The following is a 15,543-nucleotide window of genomic DNA, read 5'->3' as shown; positions in this document are numbered from 1 at the left end:
CCGCTATAATGCGTTTTCATCATTGTTCCCATCACCCCGTCAAAGGCTTCCCATCGTGTCTGACCGTCTTGCCGTTTTGCCTCAATATCTGCTGCCCAAGGGAGCGTTGACCAATTTTGCCGGCCGGATCGCCGGCGCCAAGGGCGGCGCCATGACGACGCGTTTGATCCGCTGGTTCGTCGGCCGCTACAACGTCAACATGGATGAGGCGCTGGACCCGGACATCACGCATTACACGAGCTTCAACGACTTTTTCACGCGCGCGCTGCGCCCCGATGCCCGTCCGCTGGCCCAGGCCGACTACGTCTGCCCCGTCGATGGCCGCATCAGCCAGTTCGGCACGATCGACAGGGACCAGATATTCCAGGCCAAGGGCCACAGCTTCAGCACCACGGCCCTGGTGGGCGGCGATGCGGCCCTGGCGGCCCAGTTCGAACACGGCAGCTTCGCCAATCTGTACCTGAGCCCGCGCGACTACCACCGCATCCACATGCCCTGCGACGGCCGCCTGACGCGCATGATTTATGTGCCCGGTGAATTGTTCTCCGTCAACCCGACGACGGCGCGCGGCATCCCCGGCCTGTTCGCCCGCAACGAGCGGGTCGTCTGCGTGTTCGATACGGCCAACGGCCCCTTCGTCATGACCCTGGTGGGCGCCACCATCGTCGGCAGCATGGCCACCGTCTGGCACGGCGTCGTCAACCCGCCCCGCACAGGCCAGGTACGCGACTGGAGCTATGCGAACGACAATGTCGTGCTGAAGCAGGGCGAAGAGCTGGGCCGCTTCCTGCTCGGCTCCACCGTCGTCATGCTGTTCCCGAAAGATACCGTGACGTTCAATGCCAACTGGCAACCGGCCGGCCCCGTGCAGCTGGGCGAAGTCATGGGCAAGCTGCCCAAATAAGGCAGCAAGACGCGCGCCTACACGGGCGCGTCGGTTTGGTACATTTCCTCCATCAAGTCGAGAAACGCGCGCGTCTTGGCCGGCATCAAACGCCGGCCGGGAAACACGGCCCAGCCCGTGACCAGCGGAAAACTCCACTCCGGCAATACCCGCACCAGTTCCCCCGTCGCCACATACGCCTTGGCAAAGCGGTCCGTGCTGGCCGCGATGCCCACGCCCGTACACGCCATGCGCACCAACAATTCCGGCGAATTGGCCAGCAGGCGCACGGGCAAATCGCGCTCCCACGTCGTCTTGCCGCGGATCAAAGTCCAGTGCACGAGGCCATGCACGGCCCGTGGCAAGCTGAGCAAATCGTGGCCATACAGGTCGTCGGGATGCTCGGGCAAGCCGTGCACGCTCGTGTATTGCGGCGAGGCATACAGGGCGAGCGTACTGAACGCCACGCGGCGCGCGGCCAGGCTGGCGTCGTCGGGCAAGTTGCCCATGCGGATGGCCAGGTCGAAGTTCTCTTCCAGCAAATCCACGCGGCGTGCCGACAAGTCCAGTTCCAGCGAAATGGCCGGATAGCGGCGCACGAACTCGGCCAGCACCTGGCGCATCAGGGTGTCGCCAAAGTCGGCCGGCATGGAAATGCGCAGCAAGCCGCTGGGTCCTGCCTGGCGGTGCTGTGCCAGCGCGCCGGCCGCCTCCGTTTCTTCCACCACCTTGCGCGCATGCTCGAGCAGGCTGGCGCCAAACTCCGTCAGCGCCAGCTTGCGCGTGGTGCGCAGCAGCAGCCGTTCGCCCAATTTCGCTTCCAGCAGCGAGATGCGGCGCGACAGGGTCGACTTGGGCAAGTCCACGCGCACGGCGGCGCGCGAGAAACTGCCGCATTCGACGACGCGCGCAAACAGCAGCAAATCTCCGGGATCGATATCCATATACTTACCTTTAACTCGATTGTTCCACTAGTGGATTAATGTTATCCATTTTAACGGCTTCCGCATCAATTTTGGAATTGCTATAGTTCATCCATCGCAAGACACCTCACAACGGAGAAAACAAGATGAACATCCTGCAAATCAATTCCAGCGCCCGCAGCACCGGTTCCGCCTCGACCCGCCTGGCTGACGCCATCGTTACCCGCGTGCAAGCGGCCAACCCCGGCGCTACCCTGGCCCGCCGCGACCTGGCTGCCGCACCGCACCCCGTGCTCGACGAGCCGACCCTGCAAGCGTTGTTCACCCCGGCAGACAAGCGCACGCCGGAGCAAGCAGCCCGCATCGCCCTCGATGACGCACTGATTGCGCAAGTGCAAGCGGCTGACGTGATCGTCATTGGCGCGCCCATGTACAACTTCGGCATCACCGTGCAACTGAAAAGCTGGTTCGACGCGATTGCCCGCGCCAACGTCACCTTCAAGTACACGGAAAACGGCCCCGTGGGCCTGCTGACCGGCAAGAAAGTCTACGTGGGCCTGTCCCGCGGCGGCTTGCACCGCGACAGCGCCAACGATAGCCAGGTGCCTTACCTGAACACCATGTTCGGTTTCCTGGGCCTGACCGACGTGCAATACGTGTATTCGGAAGGCATGGGCATGGGTCCGGAAGCCGTGGCCAAGGCGCAAGCACAAGCGGATGCCGAGATCAACGCCATCCTGGTGTAATCCCCAGCAGTGAAAGGGACGGCGCACTGGCGCCGCCCTGGCCTAGAGGAGAGAACAATGAGCGACATCACCACCGTCAACAAGCCACGCGCCGTCGAGCGCGTGATTGCCGGCCAGGCCGTCATGGATGGCGCCGGCGTGAAGATCAACCGCGTGCTGACGCAGCAACTGCAACGCCGCCTCGACCCGTTCCTGATGCTCGACAACTTTGCCAGCGACAAGCCGAACGACTATATCGCCGGCTTCCCCGAGCATCCGCACCGCGGCTTCGAGACCGTGTCGTACATGATCACGGGACGCATGCGCCACAAGGACAGCGCCGGCCACGAAGGCTTGCTGACCTCGGGCGGCGTGCAATGGATGACGGCCGGCAGCGGCGTGATCCACTCGGAAATGCCGGAGCAGGAAGAAGGCGTGATGGAAGGTTTTCAGCTGTGGCTGAACCTGCCCGCGCGCGACAAGATGCGCACGCCGTGGTACCGCGATTTCACCAGCAGTGAAATCCCCCGCTACACGACGGACGCGGGCGTGGCCGTGCAAGTGATCGCCGGCGCAAGCCATGGCGTGACGGGCGCCGTGCAGCGCGAACTGACGGAACCGCTGTACCTCGATATCGACTTGCCGGCCGGCAGCAGCTTCGAGCAGCCATTGCCGCCAGGCCATAACGCTTTCATCTACACCTTCCGTGGCGAAGTGCAGGTCGACGGCAAGGCCGTGCCCGCACTGCGCATGGCGATCTTCGCCAACACGCCGGGCAGCGACGGCGTGCGCATCGAGGCGCCGCAAGGCGGCCGCGTAATCCTCGTCGCCGGCCAGCCCTTGAACGAACCGATCGCGCAGTATGGCCCGTTCGTCATGAATACCCAGGCGGAAGTGTTCCAGGCCGTTCAGGATTTCCGTGAGGGCAAGTTTGGCGAGACGGCCGTGCAGTAAAGTTGTCTGCCTCATCAAAAACCTGCAGTGCCTCCGGGCCTGCAGGTTTTTTTACGTGCCGACTACTTTGTTGCTTTTCAATTACACTGGCGGCAACATCATTCCACAAAGCATTCCATGCAGCCCACGCACACCGAACACGACGCCACCCATTTGCACGCCCACCTGAAAGGCGACGCCAAGCACACCCACTCGTTCGAGGGGCGCAGCCAGAGCATCCTCGCGTGGGCGCTGGGCCTGACCCTGTCATTTGCCGGCATCGAGGTAGCGGCCGGCTTCCTGTCCAATTCGCTGGCCCTGATTTCCGACGCGGGCCACATGGTCACGGACGCGGCCGCGCTGGGCCTGGCACTGCTGGCGCAACTGATCGCGCGCCGCCCTCCTTCGCCCCGCCACTCGTTCGGCTTTGGCCGCGCCGAAGCGCTGGCCGCCTTCGTCAACGGCCTGGCCATGCTGTGCGTGGTGGGCTGGATCTGCTATGAAGCGGCGCTGCGCTTTTCCTCCCCGCAACCCGTAAAGGGCGGCATGGTCTTCGTCGTCGCCTTCATCGGCCTGGCGATCAATATAATCGTGGCGTGGGTATTGTCGAAAGACAAGCAAAGCGTGAACACGCGCGCCGCCCTCGTGCACGTGATGGGCGATTTGCTCGGTTCGGTCGCCGCCATCGTCGCCGGCGCCGTGATTTACTTTACGGGCTGGATGCAGATCGACCCGCTGCTGTCCGTGCTGGTGTCCCTGCTGATTTTAAAGTCGACATTCGGCGTGCTGCGCGAGTCCTACCATTTCCTGATGGAAGGCGTGCCCATGCATATCGACTACATCCAGGTGGGCGCTGACGTGGAGCAGGTGGATGGCGTGATCGCCGTGCACGACCTGCATGTGTGGGATATGTCGCCGGGCCAGCCGGCCCTGATCGGCCACGTGGAAATCGAACACCTCGACCATTGGCCGAAGGTCTTGCGGGCGATCAAGAAGATGTTACTGAGTAAGCATGGCATCGACCACATCACCTTGCAGCCGGAGACGGCGGCGATGGCGGGCTTGCATCAGGGTGACAAGACCCACTAGCACGGAATTCAACAAACGTCACAACGCCTGGCAAAACCGTAGCGAGCGGAAGGTAGAGGTGGTCGAGAAGCGCAACCGTACTAAGTACGGGGGCGCCGAGCCGGTGAGCATCGCAGGCCATCTATACCGACGCGCAGTAGGTTTGGTCAGGCGTCAACTACGTCGCGCTTCCAGCACCCCACTGACATCCTTGATCACATTCAGCGCCTTCAACAACTGCGCCGTCGAGCTGATCTCGGCCGTAAAGGTCATGCGGGCCTGGCCCTTGGCGCTTTGGGTATTCACGCCGATTACGTTGATCTTTTCGCGCGAAAAGATTTCGGAGATGTCGCGCAGCAAGCCCTGGCGGTCGCCTGCCAGGATGAAGATGTCGACCGGATACACGGTGTCGTGCCCGCCCGTGCTGCCCCATTCCGTGAAGATCACGCGCTCGGGCGACTTGGCGCGCATTTCCTCGAAGTTCTTGCACGTGGCGCGGTGGATAGAGACGCCCTTGCCACGCGTCACAAAACCGACGATGCTGTCCGGCGGCGCCGGCTTGCAGCACTTGGCCAGCACTGTCATGAGGCCTTCCGTGCCCACCACCAGCACGCCGGACTTGGCGCCCTGCTCCACGCTGGAAGCGCGGCTCTTGCCGACCAGCACGGCGTCTTCCGGCACCACCACTTCGCCATTGTCGTGCAGCGCCTGCTCCACATGGCGCAGGCTGAATTCATCCTTGCCGACAGACAGGAACAGTTCGTCAACCTTGGCAAAGCCCAGCTTTTGCGCCAGGGCTTCGAGGTTGACGGCCGTCTTGCCTTCGCGCTGCAAGGATCTCTCCACCAGCGCGCGGCCATGGGCCAGGGTTTCCTGCATGTCGATGGCGTGGAACCAGGCGCGGATCTTCGAGCGCGTGCGCGTGCTGACGGCGTAACCGGCGCTGAGCCAGTCGCGCGACGGCCCGGCCGTGCCCGGCGCGCCCTTGGCCGTGATGATTTCGCAGGTCTGGCCGTTTTTCAGCTGGGTATTCAGGGGCACCATGATGCCGTCGACCTTGGCGCCGCGGCAGCGGTGGCCCACGTCCGTGTGCAGGTGATACGCAAAATCGACGGGCGTGGCGCCCACGGGCAATTCCAGCACCCGCGCCTGCGGCGTCATGACGAAGATACGGTCGTCCAGCGTGGCGGATTTCAGCTTTTCCACCCATTCGCGCTGGATTTCTTCCTGGCCCACGACGGCGTCGGCCACCTCGGTTTTCCAGGCCAGCAGCTGGCGCAGCCAGGCGATCTTTTCGTCGTATTTCTGGCCGGCAAAGTTCGAGCCGCCCTCTTCCTTGTAGCGCCAGTGCGCCGCCACGCCGTATTCGGCAAAGCTGTGCATTTCATTCGTACGGATTTGCACTTCCAGCGGCCGGCCATCCTCGGCCGTCACCACCGTGTGCAGCGACTGGTAACCGTTCGGTTTCGGCCGCGAAATGTAATCGTCGAATTCTTTCGGGATGGGGGTCCAGATATTGTGGACCACGCCCAGCACCGTATAGCAAGTCTTCACGTCGGCAACGATGACGCGGAAGGCGCGCACATCGTACAGGGCCGTGAAATCGAGTTCCTTGCCGCGCATCTTGTTCCAGATGCTGTAAATGTGTTTCGGGCGGCCAAACACTTCCGCCTGGATGCCGGCCGAGGCCAGTTCCGTCTGCAGGCGCAGAATCGCCGAGGACACAAAGCCCTCGCGCATCATGCGCTTTTCTTCCAGCATCTTGGCGATGCGTTTGTACGCTTCCGGCTCGATGAAGCGGAACGACAAGTCTTCCAGCTCCCACTTCAGCTGCCAGATACCGAGGCGGTTGGCCAGCGGCGCGTACAAATCCAGCGTTTCCTTGCCGTACTCGCGCGTCATTTCATTGAACAATTTCAACTCGGCGAAATAGCGCAAGGTCGTCACGCAGGAAGCCAGGCGCACCAGCACGACGCGCATGTCGGAAGCCATCGCCAGCAACATCTTGCGCAGGGTTTCCACCTGGGCCACGGCTTGCTGCGCCGCATTCTTGCCGCGCCCGCCAGCGCTGCCGTGCTGCGCCTGGGTCAGCGCGCGCAAGCGGATCAGCTGGCGCACGCCTGTCGCCAGGTCGCACACCTGCTTGCCGAAGCGTGGCTCGATGTCGGCCGCCGTGTCCGGTTCCAACAGGGTCAGCTCGAACATCAGGCCGGCGATACGCGTTTCCGCATCGCTGCGCAGGAAAGCCAGGGTGGTGGCCACGCCGACGGCGAAGTCCAGCGCGGAGCGGCCGGCAAAGGTCAGCTTGTCGCCATACGCCTCGGTGGCATACGCGAGCGCGTCCAGCACGCGCGCACTGTCCGGCGTACTCAAGCCCTCTACCAGTTGTTCCGAGGTGACGCTATTCGGGGCCGAGATGGAAACCATGTATTACCTTTTAAACTTAATAAATCAACAACCTGATGACTTAACGCTCTGCAGCGATGATGACGATTTCAACCAGGCATGCCGGATTGGCCAGCTTCGCCTCCACCGTGGCGCGCGGCGGCGTGTGGCCGGAAGCGACCCAGTCGTCCCACACTTCATTCATGCCGGGAAAATCCTTCATGTCGGCGATGTAGATCTGGCACGACAGGATGCAAGTCTTGTCGCTGCCCGCTTCCATCAGCAGACGGTCGACGTGGCCGAGCACTTCGCGCGTCTGGCCGACGATGCCCTGCGTGGTGTCTTCCGCGATCTGGCCCGCCAGGTAGATGGTGTTGTTGTGTATGGCTACTTCGGAGAGGCGTTTGCCTACGTGCAGTCGTGTAATTTCCATGCTTCTTCTTTCGGTTGTTTCAAAATCTGTACAGCGTTATTGCTTGTTGCCTTCTTATTTGCCCAGCAAAAACTTGCGGGCGATGGCGATCTGGTCATCGTGGACAAAAGTGGGCGCATGGCCCACGCCGGCGATTTCCACCAGCTCCGCCTTCGGGCCGCGGCCCAGCATGCTTTGCGCCGTTTCGTGCGACAGCAAATCGGATTCCGACCCGCGCACCAGCAAGGTGGGGCAACGCACGGCATCATACGCGGCCCACAGCATGGCTTCGTCGCTGGCCGCCGATTCCGGCGTGGCCGAGCGGAACGGCATGGCCAGTCCCATATCATAGTGGCGGCGCCAGTGACCATCCTTATCCTGGCGCAACACATCCACCGCCAGTTTATGCCATTCCGCGTCCGTGTGCGGGCCGAAGCTGGCGGACACGTCGCGCACAAACTTGGCGCCCTGTTCAAATGTCTCGAAACGCAAGTCCTGGCCGATGTAGTCGCCGATGCGCTGCAAGGCTTCCGGCGCCAGGGTCGGGCCGATATCGTTCAGCACCAGCTTGCTGATCGGGCTGTTCGGCAACGATGCCAGGCCCAGGCCGATCAAGCCGCCCATCGACGTGCCGAACCAGTCCACCGTCTGGCGCTCGCCATTGGCCAGCACGCGCGCCAGCAGGGTCACCATGTCGCTCACATATTGCGGCACGCGGTAGAACTGGGGATTGGCCAGCCAGCCCGAGCGCCCGCGTCCCACCACATCGGGGCAGATCACGCGGTAATCGCTGGCCATGGCGCGCGCCAGGTTGTCGAAGTCGTCCGCCACGCGCGTCACGCCGTGGGCGCAGACGAGCACGTTCGGATTGTCCGCCGCGCCCCACTCCTTGTACGACATGGTGTGCAAGCCTGCGGGGGAGATGCACTGGACGGATTTGATGCTCGCTTCGATCATGCCAATTCCTTATTCGATATAAAAAGAGCACCGCTTCCTGCCTGCCATGGGGTGTCCCGCGCGCGACGCTACGGCAGTGTAGCGCAGCGCGGGCAATGCTCCAAGCGCACGCCTGAAATGCTGCGCCGCAGCACGCCAGTCATGGCGCAATACCCGATATAGCGAAAATGCATATCTGCGGTTATCCACAATTGAGGCGGCCTGGCAATGAGTGGATGATCGCAGCATCAACCCGCAAGAGGAGACCACTCGTGAAAAAACCATTCTATAAAATCCTGTACGTGCAGGTGCTGTTCGCCATCGTGGCCGGCGTGCTGCTGGGCGTGTTTTACCCTTCCAACGCTGTCGACATGAAACCGCTGGGCGACGGCTTTATCAAACTGATCAAGATGATCATCGCCCCGGTGATCTTCTGTACCGTCGTCTCCGGCATCGCCGGCATGCAGGACGTCAAGAAGATCGGCCGCGTGGGCGGCAAGGCCCTGATCTACTTCGAAGTGGTCTCCACCTTCGCGCTGGCCATCGGTTTGCTGGTTGCCAACATCCTGAAACCGGGCGCCGGCTTCAACGCCGATCCGGCCCACCTGGACGCCAAGTCGATCGCGCAATACACGCACGCCGAAGGCATGACGACCATCGATTTCCTGATGAACATCATCCCGAAGACTTTCGTCGATGCGTTCGCCAAGGGCGACATCCTGCAAGTGCTGCTGATCGCCATCCTGTTCGGCTTCTCGCTGTCCCTGCTGGGCGAGCGCGGCCGTCCCGTCACCAAGCTGATCGACGAGCTGTCGCACGCCATCTTCGGCATGGTCAACATCATCATGAAAGTCGCCCCTGTCGGCGCGTTCGGCGCGATGGCATTTACCATCGGCAAATACGGCCTGGCTTCGCTGATCCCGCTGGCTAAACTGATGGGTTCGTTCTACCTGACCTGCTTCCTGTTCGTCTTCGTCGTGCTGGGCCTGATCGCCAAGTACACGGGCTTCTCCATCGGCCGCTTCTTGCTGTACATCAAGGAAGAACTGCTGATCGTGCTCGGCACCAGCTCGTCGGAATCGGCCCTGCCGGCCCTGATGAAAAAACTCGAGCGCCTTGGCTGCTCGAAACCGGTGGTCGGCCTGGTCGTGCCTACCGGCTACTCGTTCAACCTGGACGGCACCAACATCTACATGACCATGGCGGCCCTGTTCGTGGCACAAGCCACCAACACGGAACTGACGATCTGGCAAGAGCTCACCATCCTGGGCGTGGCGATGCTGACCTCGAAAGGCGCGTCCGGCATCACGGGCGCCGGCTTCATCACCCTGGCCGCCACCCTGGCCGTGGTGCCGACCATCCCCGTGGCCGGCATGGCGCTGATCCTGGGCATCGACCGCTTCATGAGCGAATGCCGCGCGCTGACGAATTTCGTGGGCAACGGCGTGGCCACCATCGTCGTGTCAAAATGGGAAAAAGAACTGGACATGGACAAGCTGCACAGCGAGCTGGCCCATCCCACCCACCCGACCGACGACGCGTACGTCGCCCCGGCCGTGAATATCGTCAAGTAAGCCGTACTCTTCATTGAAAAGCCCCGCAGAGCGATCTGCGGGGCTTTTTTCATGGCGCGCGCATCTTATGCGCATCATCAACCCACAGTAAATCATGCATCAATATTTCACTGGATGATCAATGAATCAAAAACAATTACAGTTACGACACTGTTCGCCCGCAAGCTCCCGCATAATGACATTGCGTTAATGCAAGCCTGACACCGAACCATCCTCACTTTTGAATGGAGTACGTCATGTCCCTCTCGCCCGCCTTCTACGCCACCTGGAGTCCACGCCTGCTGGGCGTGCTGCGCATCATCCTCGGTTTCCTCTTCCTGCAACACGGCACGGCCAAACTGTTCGGCGCGCCGCATGTGGCCATGTTCGACGGCCTGCAACTGTTTTCCGTGATGGGGGCGGCCGGCGTCATCGAGCTGGTCGGCGGCACCTTGCTGCTGGTCGGCCTGTTTACGCGCCCCGTCGCCTTCATCCTGTCGGGCCAGATGGCGGCCGCCTACTTCATGGCGCATGCGCCAGCCGGTTTCCTGCCGATCTTGAACGGCGGCGAAATGGCCGTGATGTACTGCTTCACCTTCCTGTATTTCGCGGCAGCGGGCGGCGGCGCCTACAGCCTGGACGGGCTGCGCGGCAAGACCGGCGCATAAAAAAAGGGCGGACATCGCTGTCCGCCCTTTTATTCCATACAACAAGCCATTTATACAGCCGACACGTCCAGCTCAGCGCCCGTGGCCTCTTGCACTTGTTCCTTGGTCACGCCCGGCGCCAGTTCCACCAGCTTCAGGCCGTTTTCCGTCACGTCGATGACGCCCAGGTCGCTGATGATGACGTCGACCACGCCTACGCCCGTCAGCGGCAAGTCGCACTGCTTCAGCAGCTTGTGCGACGTCGTGCCATCCTTGGCCGTGGCCACGTGTTCCATCAGCACGACGACGCGCTTGACGCCGGCGACGAGGTCCATCGCGCCGCCCATGCCCTTGACCATCTTGCCTGGAATCATCCAGTTCGCCAGGTCGCCCTTTTCCGACACTTGCATGGCGCCCAGGATGGCCAGGTTGATCTTGCCGCCACGAATCATGCCAAACGAATCAGCCGAGCTGAAGTAGGCTGCGCCGGGCAAGGCCGTCACCGTCTGCTTGCCCGCGTTGATCAGGTCCGCATCGACCTCATCGTCGGTGGGGAACGGGCCGATGCCCAGCAAGCCGTTTTCCGACTGCAGGAACACTTCGATATTCTCCGGCACATAGTTCGCCACCAGGGTCGGCAAGCCGATGCCCAGGTTCACATAAAAGCCATCCTGCAATTCTTTCGCCGCGCGCGCGGCCATTTCGTCTCTAGTCCAAGCCATGATGTTCTCCGTATTCTTTTTTATGCTTCAGTGCGCACGGTGCGCTGCTCAATGCGTTTTTCCGGGTTCGCGTTGACCACGATGCGGTGCACGAAGATGCTCGGCGTGTGGACCTGGTCCGGGTCGATCTCGCCCACTTCGACCAGTTTTTCCACTTCAACGATAGTGATCTTGCCGGCCATGGCCACGTTCGGGTTGAAATTGCGCGCCGTCTTGCGGTAGACCAAATTGCCCGCGCGGTCGGCCATGTAGGCTTTCACCAGCGACACATCGGCCACCAGGCTGCGTTCCATCACGTATTGCTCGCCGTCGAATTCGCGCAGCTCCTTGCCGTCGGCAACGATGGTGCCCACGCCCGTCTTGGTGAAGAAGGCGGGAATGCCGGCGCCGCCGGCGCGCAGCTTCTCGGCCAGGGTGCCTTGCGGCGTGAATTCCAGTTCCAGTTCGCCGGCCAGGTACTGGCGCGCGAATTCCTTGTTTTCGCCCACATAGGAGGCGATCATTTTCTTGATCTGGCGCGTGGTCAGCAGCTGGCCCAGGCCGAAGCCGTCCACGCCGGCGTTATTCGAAATGGCCGTCAGGCCCGTCACGCCCGAATCGCGCAAGGCGCCGATCAGGGCTTCGGGAATGCCGCACAGGCCGAAGCCGCCGACGGCGATGGTCTGGCCATCTTGGACGATACCGGCCAGCGCCGAGGCGGCGTCAGGATAAACTTTATTCATGGGTGTCCCTCTATCTTTTGTTAAGCTTTGGTCTTGAGTCCATGACTCAGGCAGCGACTCAGCATAAAATACGCGAGTGGAAAGTACAATACCGTAGAACTACCGGCGCCGTGCCGGCAATCCCCCTGTGAGAGTGATACGTATCAGATGAACGCCGCGTCAGCCATCGATTATGAAAGCATCTTCCTGCACGCGCCCGTGGGCATGTGCATGTCGGAAAACCGCATCATGCGCAGCTGCAACGAAGCGCTGGCAGCCATGTTCGGCTATGCGCGCGCCCAGCTGGACGACCAGTCGTTCGAAGTACTCTACCCCACGCACGATGAATTCCTGCGCACGGGTGACCGCATCATCCCCATCATGAACGCCAAGGGACGCTATTCGGACGAGCGCATCATGCGCCGCAGTAATGGTGAATTGTTCTGGTGCCACGTCACGGGCCACGCCATGCAGGCCGCACAGCCGCTGGGGCCGGGCATCTGGACGTTCGAGGATGTCAGCGAGAAACGTCCCGTGACGGCGGAGCTGACCCCGCGCGAGCGCGAAATCGCAGCCCTGCTGGTCGAAGGCAAGACCAGCAAGGTCATCGCCCGCCAGATCGACCTCAGCCCCCGCACGGTGGAAATGCACCGTGCCAAGCTGATGCGCAAGTTCGCCGCCTCCACGTCGTCCGAGCTGGTGCACAAGCTGGTGGGCTTGCAGCTGCAGCGCTAGGGCTGCAGCGCAAGCCGGTGCCTTAGAAGGTACTCATTCCACCGTCTGCAGAAATAATGGCGCCATTGATGAAATGCGAATCCTCGCCCGCCAGCAACAGCAGCAGGCCGTCGAGGTCTTCCGGCTTGCCAGGACGTTTATTCGGCAGCATTTCGATCAGCTTCTTGCCCTGCTCGGTGGCAAAGTAATCTTCATTGATTTCCGTGGAAATATAGCCGGGGCAGATGGCGTTCGTGTTAATGCCGTACTTGCCCCACTCCACGGCCATGGCGCGCGTCATGTGCACCATGCCCGCCTTGCTCATGCAGTACACGCCGATCTGCGGCAGCACCTGCAAGCCTGCCATCGAGGCGATATTGATGATGCGGTGCTGTTTCTTCGGGTCGCCCTTGGCGCGCGCGATCATGCGCTTGGCCGTTTGCTGGGCCACGAAGAACGATCCGCGCAGGTTGGTGTCCATCACGAACGAGTAATCTTCGGGCGTGACGTCGACCAGGCGTTGCGTGGTGGAGACACCGGAATTGTTGACGAGGATATCGATGGGGCCCGCTTCCGTTTCCGCATGCGCGATGGCCGACTTGATGCTGGCGAAATCGGTCACATCGAGCGACACCACGTGCGCGGCGCCGCCGTCCGCTTCGATCTCGGCGCGCAATTCCTTCAGGCGTTCGGTGCGGCGCGACGCCAGCACGACCTGTGCGCCAGCCTGGGCCAGCACTTTCGCAAAGCGCGCGCCGAGGCCGCTCGATGCGCCGGTAATCAGGGCAATCTTGCCCTCGAAATTGACTTCTATGCCCACGAGCTACTCCTGTTTTATTTTAGACAACACTTTACGCCGTGCCACTGGCACAGGGGCAAAATACCCCGCATCGCACTTGAGCAAAGGTAAACGCCATCATTACACAAAATGGCCGGATTTAGATTGCGGCGAGGGGCAATGTCACGCAAAATGGCGCCAAAGTTGCAATCCTCGCCAAAAACAAGCACACTCGTGCTTAAATTTCCCCGATGATGCTTTATTCCCTATCCTTGCTACCTAATTGAGTGACTATAAATCGAGACCATGACACAGCCTAATAACTTAGTTGAACAGTACGGACCGCGCGAAACCATGGAGTATGACGTGGTGATCGTCGGCGGTGGCCCCGCAGGCTTGGCCGCAGCGATCCGCCTGAAGCAGCTGGCCGCTGAAAAGAGCCAGGAAGTGTCCGTCTGCGTGCTGGAAAAAGGCGGCGAACTGGGCGCGCATATCCTGTCGGGCGCCATCATGGACCCGAAAGCGCTGACCGAACTGATTCCAAACTGGAAAGAACTGGGCGCGCCCCTGAACACGGAAGTGACGGAAGACCGCATCCTGTTCCTGACCGAAACCAAAGCGTATAAAACGCCAGGCTTCGCCGTGCCGGCCTGCTTTGAAAACCACGGCAACTACATCGTCTCGCTGGGTAATGTGGTGCGCTGGATGGGCCAGCAGGCGGAAAACCTGGGCGTGGAAATCTTCCCCGGCTTCCCTGCCGCGGAAATCCTCTACAACGACGACGGCTCCGTGAAAGGCGTGGCGACCGGCAACATGGGCGTCAAGCGCGACGGTGAGCCGGGCCCCGACTTCCAGCTGGGCATGGAATTGCACGCCAAGTACACCCTGTTCGCCGAAGGCGCGCGCGGCCACCTGGGCAAGCAATTGATGGCCAAGTATGACTTGAACGCCGGCAAGGACCCCCAATCCTACGGCATCGGCATCAAGGAATTGTGGGAAATCGACCCGGCCCAGCACAAGCCGGGCCTGGTAATCCACTCGAGCGGCTGGCCGCTGGACACGAAAACCTACGGCGGCTCCTTCCTGTACCACCTGGAAAACAACCAGGTGATGGTCGGCTACGTGGTGGGTTTGAACTACGAAAACCCGTATCTGTCTCCGTACGAGGAATTCCAGCGCTACAAGACGCATCCGGAAATCCGCAAGTTCTTCGAAGGCGGCAAGCGCATTTCGTACGGCGCGCGGGCGATTGCGGCCGGCGGCCTGCAATCGCTGCCGAAGCTGGTGTTTGCCGGCGGCGCGCTGATCGGCTGCGATGCGGGCTTCCTGAACATGAGCCGCATCAAGGGCAGCCACGCGGCCATCAAGAGCGGCATGCTGGCGGCGGACGCGGCCTTCGGCGCGCTGGGCGAACAGCGCCAGCACGACGAACTGACGAGCTACCCTGTCGCCTTTGAACAATCCTGGCTGCATGAAGAACTGCACGTGGCGCGCAACGTCAAGCCATGGCTGTCGAAAGGCTTGTACCTGGGCAGCCTGATGACGGGCATCGACCAGCTGATCTTCCGCGGCAAGGCGCCATGGACCCTGCACCACTCGCATGGCGACCACGAATGCCTGAAACCGGCCGCCCAGTCGAAAAAGATCGTGTATCCGAAACCCGATGGCAAGCTGACCTTCGACAAGATGTCGTCCGTGTTCATCTCGAACACGAACCACGCGGAAGACCAGCCGATCCACCTGACGTTGAAGAACGCCAGCGTGCCCGTCGACGTCAACCTGGCCACGTATGCGGGTCCGGAAGCCCGTTACTGTCCCGCCGGCGTGTACGAGTTCGTGAAGAACGACGACGGCGCAGAACGCCTGCAGATCAATGCGCAGAACTGCGTGCACTGTAAAACCTGCGACATCAAGGATCCGACGCAGAACATCGTGTGGGTGACACCGGAAGGCGGCGGCGGGCCGAACTATCCGAACATGTAATCTCCCCGTGCATGGCGACCATGTCGCCAGCTGACAGGAAGACAGCGCCCTACCCCATGGTAGCGCGCTGTTTTTTTATTAAAAACGTCATATTCTCCCACGCTTTGACTCGCCAGCAACACCAAGTTTGCATTGCGATAGCATTCCTGGATAAATTCCACATGGAAAGTTTCTCGGAAG

15 protein-coding genes are annotated in these 15,543 nt (G+C 61.4%); 8 read left to right on the top strand and 7 right to left on the bottom strand.

The window, feature by feature from the left end; translation table 11 throughout:
• The first annotated feature begins 55 nt into the window (after positions 1-55).
• Positions 56-904, top strand: a complete 849-nt coding sequence (gene asd / locus JAB1_RS06615) for an archaetidylserine decarboxylase (RefSeq protein WP_070279227.1) — start codon at positions 56-58, stop codon at positions 902-904.
• 17 nt (positions 905-921) lie between these two features.
• Here asd and JAB1_RS06610 read toward each other — a convergent pair whose 3' ends face one another.
• Positions 922-1,827, bottom strand: a complete 906-nt coding sequence (locus JAB1_RS06610; protein WP_034784204.1) for a LysR family transcriptional regulator — start codon at positions 1,825-1,827, stop codon at positions 922-924.
• A gap of 125 nt (positions 1,828-1,952) precedes the next feature.
• Here JAB1_RS06610 and JAB1_RS06605 point away from each other — a divergent pair, with 125 nt between their 5' ends.
• The 3 genes from JAB1_RS06605 (at position 1,953) to JAB1_RS06595 (ending at position 4,553) form a co-directional block, all read left to right on the top strand.
• Entirely contained in the window at positions 1,953-2,552 is a 600-nt protein-coding gene (locus JAB1_RS06605) for an NAD(P)H-dependent oxidoreductase (protein WP_070257417.1), read from the top strand.
• Positions 2,553-2,609: 57 nt separating this feature from the next.
• Positions 2,610-3,485 carry a pirin family protein gene (locus tag JAB1_RS06600; RefSeq protein ID WP_070279226.1) on the top strand — a complete coding sequence of 292 codons (876 nt, stop codon included), beginning with the start codon at positions 2,610-2,612 and terminating at the stop codon, positions 3,483-3,485.
• A 117-nt stretch (positions 3,486-3,602) separates the two neighbouring features.
• Positions 3,603-4,553, top strand: coding sequence for a cation diffusion facilitator family transporter (locus JAB1_RS06595; RefSeq protein ID WP_070279225.1), 951 nt, complete (start codon positions 3,603-3,605; stop codon positions 4,551-4,553).
• 153 nt (positions 4,554-4,706) lie between these two features.
• Here the strand turns inward: JAB1_RS06595 and JAB1_RS06590 are convergent, their stop codons facing one another.
• From JAB1_RS06590 to JAB1_RS06580, 3 genes are read right to left on the bottom strand one after another with little or no spacing between them, the layout of a single operon-like run.
• Positions 4,707-6,959 (bottom strand): bifunctional (p)ppGpp synthetase/guanosine-3',5'-bis(diphosphate) 3'-pyrophosphohydrolase, encoded by a 2,253-nt coding sequence (locus JAB1_RS06590; RefSeq protein WP_070279224.1) that lies wholly within the window; start codon positions 6,957-6,959, stop codon positions 4,707-4,709.
• A gap of 40 nt (positions 6,960-6,999) precedes the next feature.
• Positions 7,000-7,350: a RidA family protein gene (locus JAB1_RS06585; protein ID WP_034784210.1), complete on the bottom strand. Its 351-nt coding sequence runs from the start codon at positions 7,348-7,350 to the stop codon at positions 7,000-7,002.
• A gap of 54 nt (positions 7,351-7,404) precedes the next feature.
• Entirely contained in the window at positions 7,405-8,286 is an 882-nt protein-coding gene (locus JAB1_RS06580) for an alpha/beta hydrolase (protein ID WP_034784211.1), read from the bottom strand.
• Positions 8,287-8,501: 215 nt separating this feature from the next.
• Here JAB1_RS06580 and JAB1_RS06575 point away from each other — a divergent pair, with 215 nt between their 5' ends.
• The gene (locus tag JAB1_RS06575; RefSeq protein ID WP_230521989.1) at positions 8,502-9,839 is read left to right on the top strand and encodes a dicarboxylate/amino acid:cation symporter; all 1,338 of its coding nucleotides are present in this window, start codon (positions 8,502-8,504) and stop codon (positions 9,837-9,839) included.
• A 236-nt stretch (positions 9,840-10,075) separates the two neighbouring features.
• Positions 10,076-10,486 carry a DoxX family protein gene (locus JAB1_RS06570; RefSeq protein WP_070279819.1) on the top strand — a complete coding sequence of 137 codons (411 nt, stop codon included), beginning with the start codon at positions 10,076-10,078 and terminating at the stop codon, positions 10,484-10,486.
• A gap of 50 nt (positions 10,487-10,536) precedes the next feature.
• Here the strand turns inward: JAB1_RS06570 and JAB1_RS06565 are convergent, their stop codons facing one another.
• Positions 10,537-11,187: a CoA transferase subunit B gene (locus JAB1_RS06565; protein ID WP_070253603.1), complete on the bottom strand. Its 651-nt coding sequence runs from the start codon at positions 11,185-11,187 to the stop codon at positions 10,537-10,539.
• 20 nt (positions 11,188-11,207) lie between these two features.
• Positions 11,208-11,909, bottom strand: coding sequence for a CoA transferase subunit A (locus JAB1_RS06560; protein WP_034784215.1), 702 nt, complete (start codon positions 11,907-11,909; stop codon positions 11,208-11,210).
• A gap of 147 nt (positions 11,910-12,056) precedes the next feature.
• On the opposite strand from JAB1_RS06560, the gene JAB1_RS06555 reads away from it, so the two are divergent.
• Positions 12,057-12,623, top strand: a complete 567-nt coding sequence (locus JAB1_RS06555) for a LuxR C-terminal-related transcriptional regulator (RefSeq protein ID WP_070279223.1) — start codon at positions 12,057-12,059, stop codon at positions 12,621-12,623.
• Between the two features lie 22 nt (positions 12,624-12,645).
• On the opposite strand, the gene JAB1_RS06550 is transcribed toward JAB1_RS06555, so the two are convergent.
• Positions 12,646-13,422: an SDR family oxidoreductase gene (locus tag JAB1_RS06550; RefSeq protein ID WP_034752351.1), complete on the bottom strand. Its 777-nt coding sequence runs from the start codon at positions 13,420-13,422 to the stop codon at positions 12,646-12,648.
• A gap of 264 nt (positions 13,423-13,686) precedes the next feature.
• Here JAB1_RS06550 and JAB1_RS06545 point away from each other — a divergent pair, with 264 nt between their 5' ends.
• On the top strand, positions 13,687-15,363 hold the full coding sequence (locus JAB1_RS06545) for an electron transfer flavoprotein-ubiquinone oxidoreductase (protein ID WP_174718100.1): 1,677 nt from the start codon (positions 13,687-13,689) through the stop codon (positions 15,361-15,363).
• The last annotated feature ends 180 nt before the right edge of the window (positions 15,364-15,543 follow it).

Origin of the sequence: Janthinobacterium sp. MP5059B, from assembly GCF_001758645.1 — a bacterium.
Taxonomy (GTDB): domain Bacteria; phylum Pseudomonadota; class Gammaproteobacteria; order Burkholderiales; family Burkholderiaceae_D; genus Janthinobacterium; species Janthinobacterium lividum.
This window is presented reverse-complemented; position numbering and strand designations above follow the sequence as displayed.

What these genes read in the sequence shown, in the direction of transcription:
- JAB1_RS06610 (WP_034784204.1), bottom strand. Translation starts at nt 1,827, where the DNA reads ATGGATATCGATCCCGGAGATTTGCTGCTGTTTGCGCGCGTCGTCGAA.
- JAB1_RS06605 (WP_070257417.1), top strand. Translation starts at nt 1,953, where the DNA reads ATGAACATCCTGCAAATCAATTCCAGCGCCCGCAGCACCGGTTCCGCC.
- JAB1_RS06600 (WP_070279226.1), top strand. Translation starts at nt 2,610, where the DNA reads ATGAGCGACATCACCACCGTCAACAAGCCACGCGCCGTCGAGCGCGTG.
- JAB1_RS06595 (WP_070279225.1), top strand. Translation starts at nt 3,603, where the DNA reads ATGCAGCCCACGCACACCGAACACGACGCCACCCATTTGCACGCCCAC.
- JAB1_RS06590 (WP_070279224.1), bottom strand. Translation starts at nt 6,959, where the DNA reads ATGGTTTCCATCTCGGCCCCGAATAGCGTCACCTCGGAACAACTGGTA.
- JAB1_RS06585 (WP_034784210.1), bottom strand. Translation starts at nt 7,350, where the DNA reads ATGGAAATTACACGACTGCACGTAGGCAAACGCCTCTCCGAAGTAGCC.
- JAB1_RS06580 (WP_034784211.1), bottom strand. Translation starts at nt 8,286, where the DNA reads ATGATCGAAGCGAGCATCAAATCCGTCCAGTGCATCTCCCCCGCAGGC.
- JAB1_RS06575 (WP_230521989.1), top strand. Translation starts at nt 8,502, where the DNA reads ATGATCGCAGCATCAACCCGCAAGAGGAGACCACTCGTGAAAAAACCA.
- JAB1_RS06570 (WP_070279819.1), top strand. Translation starts at nt 10,076, where the DNA reads ATGTCCCTCTCGCCCGCCTTCTACGCCACCTGGAGTCCACGCCTGCTG.
- JAB1_RS06565 (WP_070253603.1), bottom strand. Translation starts at nt 11,187, where the DNA reads ATGGCTTGGACTAGAGACGAAATGGCCGCGCGCGCGGCGAAAGAATTG.
- JAB1_RS06560 (WP_034784215.1), bottom strand. Translation starts at nt 11,909, where the DNA reads ATGAATAAAGTTTATCCTGACGCCGCCTCGGCGCTGGCCGGTATCGTC.
- JAB1_RS06555 (WP_070279223.1), top strand. Translation starts at nt 12,057, where the DNA reads ATGAACGCCGCGTCAGCCATCGATTATGAAAGCATCTTCCTGCACGCG.
- JAB1_RS06545 (WP_174718100.1), top strand. Translation starts at nt 13,687, where the DNA reads ATGACACAGCCTAATAACTTAGTTGAACAGTACGGACCGCGCGAAACC.